Origin of the sequence: Streptomyces djakartensis, assembly GCF_014651075.1 — a bacterium.
GTDB classification, from domain to species: Bacteria; Actinomycetota; Actinomycetes; order Streptomycetales; family Streptomycetaceae; genus Streptomyces; species Streptomyces djakartensis.
Genome location: NZ_BMWE01000006.1, coordinates 90,304 through 105,948 on the forward strand (window position 1 = coordinate 90,304; position 15,645 = coordinate 105,948).

Here is a 15,645-nt window from a genome sequence, read left to right on the forward strand (position 1 = left end):
GGCCCACAGCAGGAGGCACCCCACCGTGGCGGCAGACGAGATACGCGGCGCAGCACAGGGCGGCGCCCCCGTCCCCCTGTCCGTACTGGACCTGGTCACCGTAGGGGCCGGCCGCACCGCCTCCGACGCGCTGCGTACCAGCGTGGAACTGGTCCGTCTCGCGGAGAGGCGGGGCTTCCACCGCTACTGGGTCGCCGAGCACCACTCCATGCCGGGCGTGGCCTCCTCCTCCCCGGCCGTGATCCTGGCCCACCTCGCCGCCCACACCGACCGCATCCGCCTCGGCTCGGGCGGCGTGATGCTGCCCAACCACGCCCCACTGGTGATCGCCGAGCAGTTCGGGACGCTCGAGGCCATGGCCCCGGGCCGGGTCGACCTCGGCCTCGGGCGTGCCCCCGGCACGGACGGTGCCACCGCCGCCGCGCTGCGCCGCACCGACCGGCTGAACGAGGGCGCCGACGACTTCCCCCAGCAGCTCGCCGAGCTGACCCGGTTCCTCGACGACGACTTCCCCGACGGGCACCCCTACCGCCGTATCCACGCCGTACCCGGCCCGGTGCAGGCCGCTGGCCCCGGCGGTGTGCAGTCCCCGCACCGCCCGCCGGTCTGGCTGCTCGGCTCCTCCGGCTTCAGCGCCCGGCTGGCCGGCGCCCTGGGTCTGCCCTTCGCCTTCGCCCACCACTTCTCGGCGCGGAACACCGTCCCGGCCCTGGACCTGTACCGGGAGTCCTTCCAGCCGTCCGCCGTGCTCGACGAGCCGTACGCCCTCATCGGTGTCTCCGCCCTCGCCGCCGACGAGGAGCAGGAGGCGCGCCGGCAGGTGCTGGCCGCCGCCCTCGGCATGGTCCGGCTGCGCACCGGCCGTCCCGGCCTCGTGCCCAGCCCGCAGGAGGCGGAGGCCTACGAGTTCAGCCCCATGGAGCGCGAATTCGTCGACTCCTGGAACGCCAACGTCATCCACGGCACCCCGGACGAGGTCCGCTCCGGCCTGGACGACCTCGCCAAGCGCACCGGCGCCGACGAGCTGATGATCACGGCCAACGCGCACGGCGGTGACGTGCGCGTCCGGTCCTACGAACTCATCGCCGACGCCTACGGGTTGCCGACACCCGCCTCGGCCTGAACGTCCGGCGCGCCCAGCAGCTCGGAGATACGGTCCGGCGGCACCGGACGGGAGTAGAGCCAGCCCTGTCCGGTGTCGCAGCCGATGCGCCGCAGCCGGCTTGCCTGCGCCGAGGTCTCCACGCACTCGGCCGTGACGGTCAGCCCGAGCCGGTGGGCGAGCTGGATCATCGCCTCGACCACGACCTCGTCGGCGGGATTGGGCCGGGCGGTCGCGTCCCGGTCGTCGTACTGGAAGCCCCGCACGAAGGAACCGTCCAGCTTCAGGACGGACACCGGCAGGCGGCTCAGGTAGGCCAGGTTCGAGTAGCCCGTGCCGAAGTCGTCGATGGCGATGCGTACGCCCATGTCGCTGAGCGCCTTCAGGGTCTGCAGCGGCCGGCCCGCCGAGCCCATCACCGCCGACTCGGTGAGCTCCAGCTGGAGCAGGTGCGGCTCGAGGCCCGTCTCGGCCAGCGTCTGAGCCACGTCCGCCACCAGGTCGGAGTCCCACACCTGCCGGACCGCCACGTTCACGCTGACGAAGATCGGCGGCTCGTCCGGGTGGTCGAGCTGCCAGCGGCGGGCCTGCCGGCAGGCCGTGCGCAGCACCCAGCGCCCCAGCGGAACGATCGAACCGTCCTCTTCTGCCAGTCCGATGAACCGGTTCGGCGTCAGTACGCCGAACTGGGGATGATCCCAGCGGACGAGTGCCTCGACCCCGTGCAGCCGGTCGTCCTCCATGCCGACCAGCGGCTGGTACTCCAGCTGGAACTCGCCCCGGTCGATGGCCGGGCGGAGCGCGGAGGCGAGGGCCTGGCGGGTCATGCGGTGCGCGTTGCGTTCCGGGTCGAACAGCGTCCAGCGGGACTTGCCGTCGGCCTTCGCCCAGTAGAGCGTCGTGTCCGCCGCCTGCATCAGGGCGGTGGGGGTGGTGCCGGCCGCGTGCCGTTCGACGACGCCGATCGACGCGGAGACCGACAGCCGCTGGCCGGCGATGTCGAACGGGTCCTGGATCGCCGCCAGCACCGACTCGGCCAGTTCGGCCAGCTGTTCGGTGCCCGTGGAGTCCTCGACGAGCAGCGCGAACTCGTCCCCGCCGAGCCGGGCCACCAGCGGGGTGCTGGTGCGGGAGCAACCGGACTGCTCCGCGCAGCGCGTGAGGCGTTCGGCGACGGCGGCCAGCAGCCGGTCGCCCACCCGGTGCCCGAGGGTGTCGTTGATGGCCTTGAAGCCGTCCAGGTCCAGGTAGCACAGCCCGATCCGGCCGGTGCCGCTCTGCTCGTACGACTCCGCCTCCAGCGCGGCCGACAGACGTTCGAAGAACAGCGTGCGGTTGGGCAGCCGGGTCACCGGGTCGTGCATCTGCATGTGCCGCAGCCGGGCCTGCAGTTCGCGGCGGCCGCTGATGTCGGTGACCGACAGCAGTACGCCCCGGTCCTCGGCGGGCAACGGGGCGACCGTCACCTGCACCCACAGAGAGTGCCCGTCGGGGTGTTTGAGGCGGCGCGTGCAGCGCAGCCGTGACTCCCGTCCGCGCAGCACCTCGCCGTAGGCGTGCCAGGTGCGGGCGTCGGAGGTGAGGTCGACCAGGTCGGCGGCGACGGCCCCGGCGAGTTGCTCGGGGGAGGTGCCGAGCAGCGCGGCGAGCGCGTCGTTGGCGCTGACGACCGCCCCCTCGCGGTCGACGACGGCCATGGCGAGCGGAGCGGCCGTGAAGACGGAGCGGTACGGCGGGCGCGACGGGGGCTCGGTACGGGGAGACGTGTCGATCTCACTCTCTGTGACGACCGGCCGGTCGAGGTCTGCCGGGGGCGCCGGCCCTTCGAAGGTTCCGCTCACCGCTCGCTCCCGCATGTATTCGATCTCTGTCCGTGCAGGAAAGGTCAGGAAAGTGTGCCGATCATAGAGGCTGGCCCCAAGGCCTTCCAGCCGGTGTCCAGTGTCCCCGGCCGGTCCACACTTCTGCCAGATCGTTTCTGCTCACGCCTGGACGGGTTCTTCAAGCCTCCGACCAGTTGTGACGTTCCGTGAGTGGTTCTGGCGTGTGGGCTTCTGTGTTCTTTCGGCTCCTTCACCCGACTGGTGCAGGCAAACAGGGCGCAGTATGACAAATCGCCAGAGGCTGGGTGCGGTGTCCCGCGAACCGTACCCGGAGGTTTCCGTGCCGCGTCAGTTCCCGCGCGCCCGACTGCGCACCACCGCGGCCGTGTTCACCACCATGTCGGCGCTCGCCGCGACCTCCCTCGGCACCGGCTTCTCGGCCGCCGATCCCGACTCGGCCGAGCCCTGCGCCCTGGCCCGCACCGACGCCCACCACTCGGAGGGCCTGGACACCTGGAACGCCGCCTACCCGCGCCCGGCCCGGGCCCTGGACGCGGTCATGGTCTTCCTGTCCTTTCCGGACGCCCGCCCGCTGGCCACGCCGCAGGAGCTGACCGCCGACCACTTCCCGGCCACCACCCGCTTCTTCGAACGCGCCTCCTACGGCCGCTTCACCCTGCGCCCGCACCCGCTGCGCCACTGGATCCAGATGCCACGGCCGTCCACGGCGTACGCCATACGGCGCGACTGGAGCGCCGCCCACCGAGCGGCGTACCTGCGGGACGCGCTCACCGTGGTCGACCCGCGGGTCGACTTCTCGCGCTACGACGTCGTGTACTTCGTCGCCGACCCGGACGCGCCCGGTGTGGACTCCGACGCGACCAAGGTGGTCAACCTGACGGCACCGCTGCGCGCCGACGGCGCCGACCTGCGCCGGGTCGTCACCGTGTTCGAACAGCATCCGCCGGACCGGCTCGTCCTGGCCCACGAGACCGGACACGTCTTCGACCTGCCCGACCTGTACCACCGGCCCGTCGACGGCAAGGGTGACTGGGACACGCACGTCGGTGACTGGGACCTGATGGGCAGCCAGTTCGGACTGGCGCCCGAACTGTTCGGCTGGCACAAGTGGAAGCTGGGCTGGCTGGCCCGGCGGCAGGTGCGGTGCGTGCAGGACGCCGGGCCCGCCCGGCTGACCCTGGAGCCGCTGGCGGCGGGTCCCGGGGTGGCCCTGGCCGGCGCCGCCGGGGCGCCGGCCTTCGGCCTGGGGCGGGGCACCAAGCTCGCGGTGGTGCGCACGGGCCGCGACAGCGTGCTGGCCTTCGAGGCGCGCGGGCCGGTGGGCAACGACGAGCGGGCCTGCCGGCAGGGGGTGCTGGTGTACCGGGTGCGGGGCGAGGCGCAGTCCGGCGGCGGGCCCATCGAGGTGATCGACGCCCATCCGCACACGGAGGCCTGCTGGGAGGACTCCGTCTATCCGCCCCTCGCGGACGCGCCGATCGGGGCCGGGGAGAGCTTCACGGTGCCGGGGGAGGACGTGCGGGTGGAGGTGGAGGGGCGCACGGCTTCGGGGGCGTGGACGGTGAAGATCACGGTCGGGCGCTGAGCGCGTCGCGGCCATGCCAAAGGCCCCCCGCTCTCGCGAGGGGCCTCTGCTGTCTGTGCGCCGCCAGGGACTCGAACCCCGGACCCGCTGATTAAGAGTCAGCTGCTCTAACCAACTGAGCTAGCGGCGCCTGCTGACGTCGTAGACCTTAGCATCCTGGTCGGCGGGAGGAAAAATCGATATCCGCACGGCCGAGCGGGCCGCCCGCACAGCCGCCCACAGCAGTACCTCGGGGCCGGGAAGCCAGGGCTGACGGGTGTCGGGGGCGACGAGCCAGCGGGTGTCGCAGCGGGCGGGGGAGGTCTCCGCGCAGGCAGGCCCGGTGGCGGGAGGCGTGCTCTGCGAGGGTGCCGGGACGGTCACCGCGTCGCCCGTGCCGTGGCACAGCAGCGGCGGCACCACGACCGTGCGGCCGGGCTCCCGGGCGTCCCTGTCCTGCGTGCCCCACTCCTCCCACTCCAGCAGCACCGGCAACCGCTGGGCCGTGCCCGGCGCGGTGAACAGCAGCATCCGCCCCCGGAACTCCGCGACCGGGCCCGAGCCGGGTCCGTCGTCCCACAGCCGGTCGAGCATCCGCCGTCCGAACATCGAGGGTGCGCTGACCACGTCGAAGACCGAGCCGCACGGCAGCACGATCGGCGCGTCCGGCCGCTCCTCCCAGAGCGCGAGCGTGCTCCGGGGATACGTTCCTGCCGAGGCGAGCCAGGCGGCTCCGTCCGGGGTGACACGGGAGGCGTTCCATGCGCTGCTCATGACGTCCACGTCTACCGGCCGTGAACGCGCGATTCCCCAGAGTTGCGCGAAATCGGGACAGGAGGGGGTGGGAGGGGGTATCTTGCCCGCCTGGCATATGCCAGGCAGATCGGTGAGGAGGCCGGATCCTTACGGTCTCACATGGGGTCGGCGTTGCCCCGGCCGTCGTCGCCGCGGATCAGACCGCGGCCGAACTCGACCATCTTCTTGGCGTAGTCCTCGGTCCACTCGGCCCGCTCGGCGATGTCCGCCGCCGTCAGCCGGTCGAAGCGCCGTGGATCGGCCAGCTGCGCCGCCGCCATCGCCTGGTACTCCACCGCCCGGTCCGCCGCGGCCCGGAACGCCAGCGTCAGCTCCGTCGCGCGGGCCAGCAGCGCGCGTGGATCGTCGATCGACTCGAGGTCGAAGAAGTGCTCAGGGTCCGAGGCCGCCTCCGCGGGCTCGAAGAGCAGGGGCGCGGGGCGTAGCCGCGGTTCGTTCCGACGCGGCGTGGGCTCCGCCATGTCTTCTCCTCCTGGTACATCGCGCGGACTCTCCCCGCGAGCGGGGGCACCTCCGGGTGGAGTGGGCCACCGTCCATTGTCTCGCGGGCGCGCAAGGGGGCATCGCGGTAGTGGGTACGGCCGCGACACCCCTCGTTGTTCGTCACGGCCGCGGGGACCCGCGATGTTCGGCCAGGTGCGCGAGCATCCTGTGATTCGCCTCCCACCCGTCCGGGCCGTGGTCAGGGGCGCCAGCTGATCCGGTGTTCGGCCAGGTGCGCCAGCACCGCGTGATTCGCCTCCCACCCGTCCGGGAACTTCACCACCGTCCCCAGCTGGACCGGCTCCGTCGACGGATAGTCGTCCAGGAGGTCGCTGACGCCCGCCCGGCAGACCACGATGCAGGCGTGCCGGTGCCGGGAGGCGAGGACGCAGAGGCGGCCCGTCTCCAGATGGAAGGCGGTGGCGTCGGGGCGGCCGGACAGGGGGTGCAGGACCACGGTGACGTCGTACTCGCGGCCCTGCAGCCGGTTCGCCGTGTCCACGACCACGTCGGTGACGCCGAGGGCGGACAGGGCGGCCCGCACCGCCGCCGCCTGGTCCCGGTGCGCCGTGCCGACGGCGACGCGGTCGGCGGTGAGGGGCGAGGGGGACGACGAGCGCTCCGAGGTCGCCGCGCCGCCCCGGTCCAGCAGGCGCCGTACCACCGCCGCCACCGCCCGTACCGCCTCCGGGTCCGTGCGCGGAGTGTGCCGGGCGGGCAGTTCCAGCAGCCCCCAGCCCGACGCCGCCGCCTCGTCGATCACCCGGTCGGGGCCCGAGCCGTCCGACGGCACCGCGAAGGACAGACCGCGGTCGCCCGGGCCGGTGCCGCTGCGGAACGGCGTGTACGGGTAGAAGGCGTCCGAGACCAGGGGCGCCGCCGAGGCCGGGAGCCGCCAGGAGACCGGAAGCCGGTGCTGCGGCAGGTCCGGGTTGTGCGCGAGCAGGGTCGTCACCGCCGAGGCCGACGGGTCGTAGGCGAGGCCCGCCCACTGCTCACTGCCCACGATCGCGAAGGGGTCCAGCTGCCCCGGGTCGCCCACGAACAGCGCCCGCTCGAACAGCCCGGCCACCGCGAGCAGCGCGTCCGAGCGCATCTGGTACGCCTCGTCGACGATCGCGTGCCGCCACGGCTCGTCGACCTTGACGTGTGCCCACTTCGCCGCGGTCGAGAGCACCACGGCCAGGCCGGCGAGATCCGCCGCCTTCGCCGACTTGCGGACGTTCTCCAGATCGTCGAGCGCCTTGTCGTACGGGTCGGTGTCACTGCTGTGCAGCCGGCCCACCGGCAGCTCGGGGTTCTTCTCGGCGAGCCGCAGGACGAGGTCGTCGACCTGCGCGTTGGTCTGCGCGACCACCATCAGCGGATGACCCGCCTCGGCCAGCTCCAGCGCCGCGCGGACCACGAGCGTGGACTTGCCGGCGCCGGGCGGGGAGTCGACCACGACGCCGCGCGCGGTGCCGTGCAGCGTGTCATGGAGGATCGCGTCGGTGGCCTGGCCCGCGGCGGCCGAAGGGTCGAACACCGTGGTCACAGCACATCCTCCTCGGTCACCGGGTCGGCCGCCTCCAGGGCCGGCTCACCGGGCGGCCCGCCGTGCGTCCACGGCGTCTCCTCCGGGTCGGGCAGCTTCGCGCCACCCCGCTGCTCGTGCTCGAAGAGCGTGAAGCAGACGCGGTCGCCCTTCTCCGGCACCGACCCCGGCTCGGGCTCCTTGCCGCGGCCCATCTTGTCGAGGATCCGCAACACCACGTACGCGCCGTCCTCCTCGGCCGTGACGAACTCGGCCGACTGCGGCTTCCCGCCCAGCGACCGGTACACCTTCGTCCGCTCCCCGAGATGCGGCCGGTCGTCCGTGCGGACCGTGACCAGGGGGCGGGGGCTCGGCCGCTTGCTCTCGCTGTACGCCATCACGACATCGGTGACCTCACCGGCGAACGCCTCCCCGGACAGCCGCCGCCCCGCCATCACCAGCGGGTCGTCGAGGGCCTCCTGCGCCTCCAGCCGGGCCTGCTCGCGCTCGCGCGTGGCGAGCTTGTTCGCGGCGGTGACCGCGTCGTCGCGGCGCGGCTGCGGAGGCTCGCCGGCCAGGACCCGGTCGCGGTGGCCGGTGAACGACCAGCGGTCGCGGGTCCACCGCTCCTCGACGTGCGCTCCCTCGGGCAGTTCCCGCAAGCGGTCCAGGCCCCGCCAGACGGCGTCCCAGGTGGGCCGGGTACGGCTGAGCACCAGGTCGCGGATCTCCCGCTCGGCGGCGGTCAGCGCACCGAGCCGGTCGTCGGCCTGCAGACCGTCCTCGGCGGCGGCGAGGGCCGTGCGGGCCCGGTCGTAACGCTCGATGGCCGGGGCGAGCAGCTTGTTGTCGAACGCCGGGTCGGTGGCGGGACCGGCCGGGGGACACCTCAGCTGACCCCGCTCGTCCCGCTCCAGCTCGGCCCGCAGCGCCGCCTGCGCTCCGGTCTCGCCCTCCGGCGGGTCGATCCAGGCGAGCAGCGCTCCGAGGTGCTGGTCCTCCAGGGTGGACTGCCCGGTCGCCCAGTGCCGGCCCAGGACGTCGGTCATGGCCAGCAGCAGCGAGGAGCCGGGCACCCGGGCCCGCTCCCCGAAGTGCGTCAGCCACCGCCCGAGCAACGGCACCCGCGGCGGCGCCGGATACGGGGCCTGAGGGTCCTGCTCCGCGGTACGCCGGAACCGCGTCGACCGCCCCAGCAGCCGCACCAGGTCGATGCCCGCCCGGCTCGGCACGATCAGCTGCGGGGCGTCCGCGCACAGGTCGACCTCGACCTTGATCCGCTTGCCGGTCTCCGGGTCGGTCTCGGTGCGTTCGGCGGCCTCCACGGCCTCGGCGCAGCCGTCGACGTACGGCAGGACCACGTCGGCCAGTTCGGCCAGGAACGCGAACCTGAGGTCGCGGTCGCGGGGCTGCGGGACGGCCAGCAGGCGCGGCGCGTCCCGGTCGGTGCCGACCAGCGCGCCGAGCGGGGCGCCGGCCTCACCGGCGGTGGTGAGCGGCACGAACACCAGCGGGCGGTCGGACAGATGCCGGTGCCGGACCGTGGCGGCAGGCTGGGCGCGGCCGGTGCTGACGGCTTCGAGCCGGGCCAGGGTGGAGATCAGCGACATGCCGCGGCCTCCAGTGCCTCCGCGCGCAGCGCCGCCGCCCGGCGCAGGGCCGCCACGGCCGGGTCGGCGGGATCTCCCGTCTCGCCCCGGGCGGCGGCGAGGACCTCCGCCACGGTCGACAGGCCGCCGAGCTCCGCCCGCGCCGGGCGGCCGAGCGAGGTCACCGCGCCCTCCTCGCGGGAGCGGGTCCGGCAGTGGAAGGCCAGCTCGCACGTGGACAGGCACTCCGGCGCGTACGTCGCCGGGACCGACTCCACCGCCGCCGTCAGCTCGTCGGCGGGCAGCTCGGGGGAGAAGCACGTGCCCTCGGGGAGCTTCTCGGCGATCTCCTCGATGCGGGTGAGCCGGTTGAGCTGGCGGGCCGTCACCGCGCGCTGCTTGCGGATGTCGACGGCGGACGCGGCCGGCAGGTTGGAGAAGTCCCTGGGGCAGACCAGCAGGATCCGGTGCCGCACCCGCGGGGCCGGACGCAGACGCGCGGCGAGCTCCTCCAGCGCCAGCACGTACACCGCCGCCTGCCGGGCCGCCGCTCCGACCTTCGCCGGGTCCGCCGAACCGTCCAGCAGCGGGAAGGACTTGATCTCGACGACCGTCCAGCTGCCGTCCGGGTGCACCACGACCGCGTCCGGCTCCAGGAACGCGAGGGAGCCCGCGACGTCCAGCGCGAGCATCGGATGGTCGAGCAGCGTCCACGCGCCCGGATGCGCGCCCGCCTCCCGCAGCTCCAGCGCGGTGCGGGCCGTACGCCCCTGGGGGCCGGTCGCGGTCAGGTCGGGCACGCGCGCCCCGGTGGGCGGTTCGGCGCTCCGGTCCAGCTTCTCGTGCACCAGCCGCAGCAGCTCGGCGCCGCCGTCGGCCTTGACCTTCGCCTCGAACGCGTTGCCCCGCGTGAGCGCGAACTGCGACTGCCCGAAGGCCGACGGCGCGCCCAGCGCACTCGCCAGCGCCGCCTTGTTCACTCCGGCACCGTCCAGGATCGCGCGCCGCGCACAACCAGGGTTGGCGGCCAGCGCCGCCAGGGCGCGTGCGTCCAGTGCCTTGGCCGGTACGTCGGGGCCGCGCAGCTCAGCGAGCCGGTGCCGGAGCGCCGTCCCCCGCGTCCTTGGGGGAGGCACTCGGCTCGGCTCCCGCTCCGAGCCGCGACTCGCGCTGCCGTGGAATTCGCTCACCCGCGGAAGTCTGGCATCCGGCACTGACAATCGAGGAACCCGCGGCGGAAGCGTCCGCCGGGACCGGCGTGACGGCGGGTACGAAACGCACCCGCACACGGTCCGCGGTCCGCATCACGAGCGGCGCCAGCAGCAGTCCGGCGCCCATGACGGCCGCCCCTGCGACCGCGTCGAGGAAGTAGTGGTTGGCGGTGCCCATGACCACGATCGTCGTGATCAGCGGATAGGCGACACCGGCCGCCTTCGCCAGACGCGTACCCCCGTGTCGCCACAGGATCACTCCGCACCACAGGGCCCAGCCCACGTGCAGACTCGGCATGGCCGCGTACTGGTTGGTCATTCCCCCCATGCCGCGCGGTGCGCTCGCCGCTCCGCCCCACCAGCCGTACGAGCTGTACTGGGCCATCGTGTCCACGAAGCCGTGGCTCGCGTCGAGCAGTCGGGGCGGGCAGGTCGGCAGCAGCGTGAAGCCGATCAGGCCGATGAGGGTGGACGTCATCAGCCAGGTGCGCGCGGCGCGGTAGCGCACCGCGTGCGAGCGGAAGAGCCAGACGAGGACGACCGGCGTGACCAGGTAGTGCAGCGACGCGTACCAGAAGTCCGCCGGTACGCCGATCCAGGGCTCGCGGGTGAAGAGGCGGTTGAGGGGGTGTTCGGCGTTGAGGTGGAGCGCCTTCTCGATGCGCAGGATCGCCAGACCGTGGTCGACCGCACCGGAGACGTCGCCCCGTGCGAGGAGCCGGCCCGCCGTGTAGAAGCCGTACACCAGCAGGATCAGCGGCAGCTCGGTCCACCAGCGCAGCCGGGGCGCGGCGGCGGCACGGGTGGCAGGTATGCCAGAGGCCGCCTCGGTGCCTGGTATGTCGGTGCGCGGCATCCGATCGCCCTCCCCCTTCGTCTCCACCGGCTCCCGCCCGGCCGGTCGTGCCACCTTACGGCGTGCGTGCGCGCCCCGGGGGCGCCCTCCGGCCCTGAAAGACGCGGAGATCGCCCCCCGGGTTGCCCGCGACCAGCGTGCGCGATGATGGAGGAGTTCCGTTTGTGTCCTTCTCCCGGAAAGGTCCCCCATGGCTTCGCGCATCCTGCTGGCCCGTCACGGACAGACCGAGTGGTCGCTGTCCGGCAAGCACACCGGCAGGACCGACGTACCCCTCCTGGAAGAGGGCAAGCGCGGAGCCAAGCTGCTGGGCGAGCGCCTGCACCGGGGCCCGTACGACGGCCTGCCCGGCGTCGAGGTGCGGACCAGCCCGTTGCTACGCGCGCGTGAGACCTGCGAACTGGCCGGCTTCGGTGACCGCGCGCGTACCTGGGACGCGCTGCTGGAGTGGGACTACGGCGCGTACGAGGGCATGACCCCGGCGGACATCCAGGCCGTCCGGCCCGGCTGGCTCATCTGGCGCGACGGTGTCCCGGACGGGGAGTCGCTCGCCGAGGTCACGGCCCGGGCGGACGAGGTGGTGTCCTGGGCGCGGTCCGAGGACCGTGACGTCCTGGTCTTCGCCCATGGGCACATCCTGCGGTCGATCGGGGCGCGGTGGCTCGGCCTGCCGATCGACTTCGCGGCACGGATACGGCTGAACCCGACGTCGTTGTCGGTGCTGGGGTGGGCGTACGGGGAGCCGGCGATCGAGAGCTGGAACGACCTGGGGCACCTGGCGGCCTAGGGTCTGTCGTTCGGATCACGGCGCAGGGAATCGACAGCGCTTGTCAACGCCGGTGAGCCCCGCGTCCGCGGCGTGAGCCGAACGACAGACCCCAGCTGCGGGCAGTCGTGCCGCTGGGGCGATGGGGGTCCCCCCTGCTCGAGCGGAGCCGAGAGCTTGGGGGAGGGTGGGCGCGGCGGCACCCCGCAGCGCCGGGGTGCGCGACCTCCCGCCTGAGGTCACGTCACCCGCGGCAACGACGCATGCCTCCGCAGAAACGCCGACACCCCCGAAGCCCGGCGATGCGGCAGCAGCACCCGGGCCGTGGCGGCCAGCATGGTCTGGACCCGGGACGACTGGACCTGCTCCAGCAGATCCAGCACCCGCATCCCCGCCACCGCCGCCTCGTCCGGCCGCCCGCCCCGCGCGAGGTCGTCCGCCAGTTCCGCCGTGTACAGCGCGATGTTCCGCGTGAAGTGCGGATCCTGCAGCTCCGCCGCCCGCCGCGCGTGCCGTGCCGCCCGGGGCCAGTCGCCGAGCGCGGACCAGCACTGCGCCTCCAGACCCTCCAGTTCGGCCTCCCCGTAGAAGGACATCCACTCGGGGTCGGCGTCCGAGGGGCCCCGGTCGAAGAGGGCCTGGGCCCGGGCCAGTGCCTGCTCGCAGCCGGCCCGGTCGGCGAGGCCCGCCCAGCCGCCCGCCTCGCGCAGCGCGAGCAGCGACATCAGCCGGGCCGAGCCCACGGACCGGCCGACCCGCTGGGCGGCCTGGGCGGCGCGGACCGCCTCGCGCGGCCGGCCCGTGTCCCGCGCCAGGAACGCCGTGTTGCAGAAGGCGTGCGCCTCCAGGCCCGGGTCGCCGGTCATCCGGGCGGTCGCCAGTGCCTCCGCGTAATGGGAACGGGCGTCGTCGAAGCGCCCCGAGTCGTGGGCCAGCCAGCCCACGGAGATGGCCAGTTCGCCCGCGCCCGAGTACAGCCGGTCCGCCGTCGTCCGCCGGGTCGCGCCGGCGTCCAGCAGCGCGTAGGCGGCACGCAGCGGGGCCGCCGCACGGCGGTACAGGCCGTCGGCGCCGTGCCGGTCGTCCAGCAGCCGGATGCGGCGGACGGCTTCCTCCAGGGCACCCGCCTCGCTCGCCCCGGCGCGGCGCACGGGGCGCTGTGCCGCCGTGCCGTCGAGGGCGAGGCCGACGGGCCCCAGCGAGGCGGCGGCCACCGTGGCGCCCCCGCCTGTCATGAATGCGCGACGCAGCACGTCGCTCTCCTCGTAATTGTCGTGCGGGTGGTACGGGTCGTACGGGTCTTGCGTTTCATACGGCTCGCACGCCCCGCTGGTCTCACTCGTGGCGTTTGAGGGGTTCGCGGTGGGCGTCACAGGCTCGTCCTGGGTATCGCGCGCCCGGCGCCCGCGTACCGACGAGCGGGGCGCGAACCCCAGGTCGGTGAGCGTGCGGCCCGGGAACATGTGCAGGAACACCCGTTCATAGGCGTAGTTGGGACAGCGGATCTCACCCGCCTCGACCCGGCCGATGTACCGCGCGTCACAGCTGACCTGCTCGCCGATCTCGAGGCCCGCCCGGCGGATCACCGCGGCGAACTCGGCCGGCGAACGCTGTCCGCGCAGCTGCCGGAAGGCGAGGTTCGGCCGCTGCGGCCGGTTGGGATGAGACGAGGTCACCGTTGACGACGCCATGGCCGGGTCCTCTCGTGCGAACCGTCGAACCATGCCGGGTTCGGGGTGAGTTGTACGTGTTGTCCGCATCTCTACCCCGTCTCCGGCGAGCAAGAACGTACCTGCTGTGCCGGAGCCACCACGCTCGGTTTGGCTACAAACGGGATATCTCATCCGTGATCTGCCATGAAGTGCCATCCTTGACGGCTGACTTCCGCCGTAGCCGTTGACGCTCCGCCGCGTTGAACCCTGCGGACCGGGAGGCCCCCGACTCCCGACCGCTCGTCCAGACAGGGGTTCCGTGGTGGAGGCCGGGATGGAGACCAGCCGGATCAACGATCCTCGTACGCCGCCGCGTACACCGGGTTCGCCGGGTTCGCCGCCGGGCGACTGCGACGTGGTGACGGTGCCGGCCCGGCAGGGGCTGGAGGCGGTCGACATCCTGCGGCGCGGGACCGGGGAGGCGGTCGGGCTCGTGCTGCACGACGACGGCGGCGGCACCCTCGGCTTCCTGGTGCCACCGGGGACGGCCGCCGCGTGGGACGTGCCGGGGAGCACGTGCACCGGGACCGACGGACGCGGACTGACCCTGGCCCCCGAACCGCCGGTGGAGGGCTCGGACTGGCTGCTGCCGCCCGGCGAGGCGGACCTCGCGACGGATCCCGCGGTACTGCGCGAGGCTCTGGGGAAGGCGGCCCGGACGATCAAGGCGGCGGACAGCTGCCGCTGAGCCACCGCGCACGGCCGCCCCTGATAATGGCCCCATGGGAAAGTCCAGGGGCGGCCGGCGCAGGCAGGCCGGTGCGCAATCCGTCGTCGAGAACGTCGACGGAGGCCTCGCCGAGCTGGTCCCCGACCGTGACCGGGCCCGGGCCTGGACCCTGCTGATCGACGGAGCCCCGCAGTCGCACGTCGACCTGGACGACCCGGCCCACCTGTCCTTCGAGTACCAGCGCCGGCTCGGGCACGTCATCGACCTCGTCGCCCCGCCGGGCAGGCCGGTGCACGCCGTGCACCTCGGAGGCGGTGCGCTCACCCTCGCGCGGTACGTCGCCGCCACCCGCCCCCGCTCCACCCAGCAGGTCGTCGAACGGGACGCCGCCCTCGTGCAACTGGTCCGCCGCGAGCTGCCGCTGGATCCGAACGCGCGGGTCCGGGTGCGGTCCGTCGACGCCCGCGAAGGGCTCGCCAAGGTGCCGGACGGCTGGGCCGACCTCGTCATCACCGACGTCTTCAGCGGGGCCCGGACACCGGCCCACCTGACCTCGACCGAGTTCCTCGACGACGTCCGCAGGGCGCTGAAGCCCGGCGGCGTCTACGCCGCCAACCTCGCCGACGGGCCGCCGCTCGCCCACCTGCGCGGCCAGATCGCCACCGCCGCCGCGCGTTTCGAGGAGCTCGCGCTGGTCGCCGACCCGACGGTACTGCGCGGCAAGCGCTTCGGGAACGCCGTCCTGGTCGGGTCCGGCCAGCCGCTGCCCGTCGGTGAACTGACCCGTCGCGCCGCCTCCGACCCGCATCCCGGCAGGGTCGAACACGGCAGGGCGCTCACCGACTTCACCGGCGGGGCGGTGCCCGTCACGGACACCGCGGCGGTGGCGTCCCCGGCGCCGCCCGCGTCGGTGTTCCGATAGGCCGTAACGATCCCCAGCGGCCCGTACGGCACTCAGTAGGTGCCGATGTCCACGCGCGGCGGCCCGTCGTGCCAGGTGCAGAAGACCGACACCCGGTCCGCGCCCGAGGCGAACTCCACGCGAATCCACGACTCCGTCTTCCACACCTGCATCGACCAGTCCGCGCCGGGCGTCGCCGAGACGAGGGAGGCGGAGGACGGCCCGAGGTCGAAGACCACCCGGCCGCCGTCGGTGTCGTAGCTCTTGACGTGACCGGTGGGGGAGGGGCTGGGCCCGGCCGGCGGCGAGGGGGCGCGGCTCGGCTCGCGGGGCGTGGGCGGCGGCGTGCCCGGCCCGCGCGGCGCCGGACTCGCCTGTCGCGTCGGGGCCTTTGGTGCCTTCGACTCCTGCCTGGCCGCCTCGGCGGCCTTGACGGGCAGGGCGCGCGGCGGGTCGTAGGCCGTGCCCGTCATCACCGTGTGGACACCCCACCACGACAGCGTGACCGCCGCGCCCGTGGCGAGCAGCCAGGCCAGTACGTGTACGAGTCCTCTGCGCATCGCTGGCCATACTGCCCCACGGCTCCCACGAGTTGTCCACAAGCGAGAGTTGTCCACA

The 15,645-nt window shown here is 73.6% G+C and carries 14 protein-coding genes and 1 tRNA gene; 5 read left to right on the forward strand and 10 right to left on the reverse strand.

The window, feature by feature from the left end; translation table 11 throughout:
• The first annotated feature begins 25 nt into the window (after positions 1-25).
• On the forward strand, positions 26-1,123 hold the full coding sequence (locus tag IE212_RS12075; RefSeq protein WP_190197784.1) for an LLM class flavin-dependent oxidoreductase: 1,098 nt from the start codon (positions 26-28) through the stop codon (positions 1,121-1,123).
• Here IE212_RS12075 and IE212_RS12080 read toward each other — a convergent pair.
• On the reverse strand, positions 1,093-2,958 hold the full coding sequence (locus IE212_RS12080) for a putative bifunctional diguanylate cyclase/phosphodiesterase (RefSeq protein ID WP_190197785.1): 1,866 nt from the start codon (positions 2,956-2,958) through the stop codon (positions 1,093-1,095). The two genes, IE212_RS12075 and IE212_RS12080, sit on opposite strands and share 31 nt — an antisense overlap.
• Positions 2,959-3,265: 307 nt before the next feature.
• Between IE212_RS12080 and IE212_RS12085 the strand changes: the two genes are divergently transcribed.
• Positions 3,266-4,531 (forward strand): M6 family metalloprotease domain-containing protein, encoded by a 1,266-nt coding sequence (locus IE212_RS12085; RefSeq protein ID WP_229864234.1) that lies wholly within the window; start codon positions 3,266-3,268, stop codon positions 4,529-4,531.
• A gap of 56 nt (positions 4,532-4,587) precedes the next feature.
• On the opposite strand, the gene IE212_RS12090 is transcribed toward IE212_RS12085, so the two are convergent.
• From IE212_RS12090 to IE212_RS12120, 7 genes are all read right to left on the reverse strand, one after another.
• Positions 4,588-4,661: transfer RNA gene (locus tag IE212_RS12090), tRNA-Lys, on the reverse strand.
• On the reverse strand, positions 4,652-5,284 hold the full coding sequence (locus tag IE212_RS12095) for a bifunctional DNA primase/polymerase (RefSeq protein WP_190197787.1): 633 nt from the start codon (positions 5,282-5,284) through the stop codon (positions 4,652-4,654). Before IE212_RS12095 ends, IE212_RS12090 begins: the two co-directional genes overlap by 10 nt.
• A 137-nt stretch (positions 5,285-5,421) precedes the next feature.
• Entirely contained in the window at positions 5,422-5,787 is a 366-nt protein-coding gene (locus tag IE212_RS12100) for a DUF8844 domain-containing protein (RefSeq protein WP_190197788.1), read from the reverse strand.
• A 221-nt stretch (positions 5,788-6,008) separates the two neighbouring features.
• On the reverse strand, positions 6,009-7,343 hold the full coding sequence (locus tag IE212_RS12105) for an AAA domain-containing protein (RefSeq protein ID WP_190197789.1): 1,335 nt from the start codon (positions 7,341-7,343) through the stop codon (positions 6,009-6,011).
• Positions 7,340-8,932 (reverse strand): amino acid adenylation domain-containing protein, encoded by a 1,593-nt coding sequence (locus tag IE212_RS12110; RefSeq protein WP_190197790.1) that lies wholly within the window; start codon positions 8,930-8,932, stop codon positions 7,340-7,342. Before IE212_RS12110 ends, IE212_RS12105 begins: the two co-directional genes overlap by 4 nt.
• Complete coding sequence (locus IE212_RS12115) at positions 8,923-10,047, reverse strand: hypothetical protein (RefSeq protein ID WP_190197791.1); 1,125 nt, start codon at positions 10,045-10,047, stop codon at positions 8,923-8,925. The genes IE212_RS12110 and IE212_RS12115 overlap by 10 nt, the downstream gene beginning before the upstream one ends.
• On the reverse strand, positions 9,998-10,978 hold the full coding sequence (locus IE212_RS12120; protein WP_190197792.1) for a phosphatase PAP2 family protein: 981 nt from the start codon (positions 10,976-10,978) through the stop codon (positions 9,998-10,000). The genes IE212_RS12115 and IE212_RS12120 overlap by 50 nt, the downstream gene beginning before the upstream one ends.
• 190 nt (positions 10,979-11,168) lie before the next feature.
• On the opposite strand from IE212_RS12120, the gene IE212_RS12125 reads away from it, so the two are divergent.
• Entirely contained in the window at positions 11,169-11,765 is a 597-nt protein-coding gene (locus tag IE212_RS12125) for a histidine phosphatase family protein (protein ID WP_190197793.1), read from the forward strand.
• 218 nt (positions 11,766-11,983) lie between these two features.
• On the opposite strand, the gene IE212_RS12130 is transcribed toward IE212_RS12125, so the two are convergent.
• A complete protein-coding gene (locus IE212_RS12130; protein ID WP_190197794.1) occupies positions 11,984-13,435 on the reverse strand; it encodes an NsdA family TPR-like regulatory protein in 1,452 nt (483 codons plus the stop codon).
• 295 nt (positions 13,436-13,730) lie between these two features.
• On the opposite strand from IE212_RS12130, the gene IE212_RS12135 reads away from it, so the two are divergent.
• Positions 13,731-14,144 carry a hypothetical protein gene (locus IE212_RS12135; RefSeq protein ID WP_190197795.1) on the forward strand — a complete coding sequence of 138 codons (414 nt, stop codon included), beginning with the start codon at positions 13,731-13,733 and terminating at the stop codon, positions 14,142-14,144.
• A 34-nt stretch (positions 14,145-14,178) separates the two neighbouring features.
• A complete protein-coding gene (locus IE212_RS12140) occupies positions 14,179-15,048 on the forward strand; it encodes a spermidine synthase (RefSeq protein ID WP_190197796.1) in 870 nt (289 codons plus the stop codon).
• 32 nt (positions 15,049-15,080) lie between these two features.
• On the opposite strand, the gene IE212_RS12145 is transcribed toward IE212_RS12140, so the two are convergent.
• Entirely contained in the window at positions 15,081-15,587 is a 507-nt protein-coding gene (locus IE212_RS12145) for a hypothetical protein (RefSeq protein WP_190197797.1), read from the reverse strand.
• Between the last annotated feature and the right edge of the window lie 58 nt (positions 15,588-15,645).

Coding starts and splice junctions, on each gene's coding strand:
- IE212_RS12080 (WP_190197785.1), bottom strand. CDS start 2,958: ATGCGGGAGCGAGCGGTGAGCGGAACCTTCGAAGGGCCGGCGCCCCCG.
- IE212_RS12095 (WP_190197787.1), bottom strand. CDS start 5,284: ATGAGCAGCGCATGGAACGCCTCCCGTGTCACCCCGGACGGAGCCGCC.
- IE212_RS12100 (WP_190197788.1), bottom strand. CDS start 5,787: ATGGCGGAGCCCACGCCGCGTCGGAACGAACCGCGGCTACGCCCCGCG.
- IE212_RS12110 (WP_190197790.1), bottom strand. CDS start 8,932: ATGTCGCTGATCTCCACCCTGGCCCGGCTCGAAGCCGTCAGCACCGGC.
- IE212_RS12120 (WP_190197792.1), bottom strand. CDS start 10,978: ATGCCGCGCACCGACATACCAGGCACCGAGGCGGCCTCTGGCATACCT.
- IE212_RS12125 (WP_190197793.1), top strand. CDS start 11,169: ATGGCTTCGCGCATCCTGCTGGCCCGTCACGGACAGACCGAGTGGTCG.
- IE212_RS12130 (WP_190197794.1), bottom strand. CDS start 13,435: ATGGCGTCGTCAACGGTGACCTCGTCTCATCCCAACCGGCCGCAGCGG.
- IE212_RS12135 (WP_190197795.1), top strand. CDS start 13,731: ATGGAGACCAGCCGGATCAACGATCCTCGTACGCCGCCGCGTACACCG.
- IE212_RS12140 (WP_190197796.1), top strand. CDS start 14,179: ATGGGAAAGTCCAGGGGCGGCCGGCGCAGGCAGGCCGGTGCGCAATCC.
- IE212_RS12145 (WP_190197797.1), bottom strand. CDS start 15,587: ATGCGCAGAGGACTCGTACACGTACTGGCCTGGCTGCTCGCCACGGGC.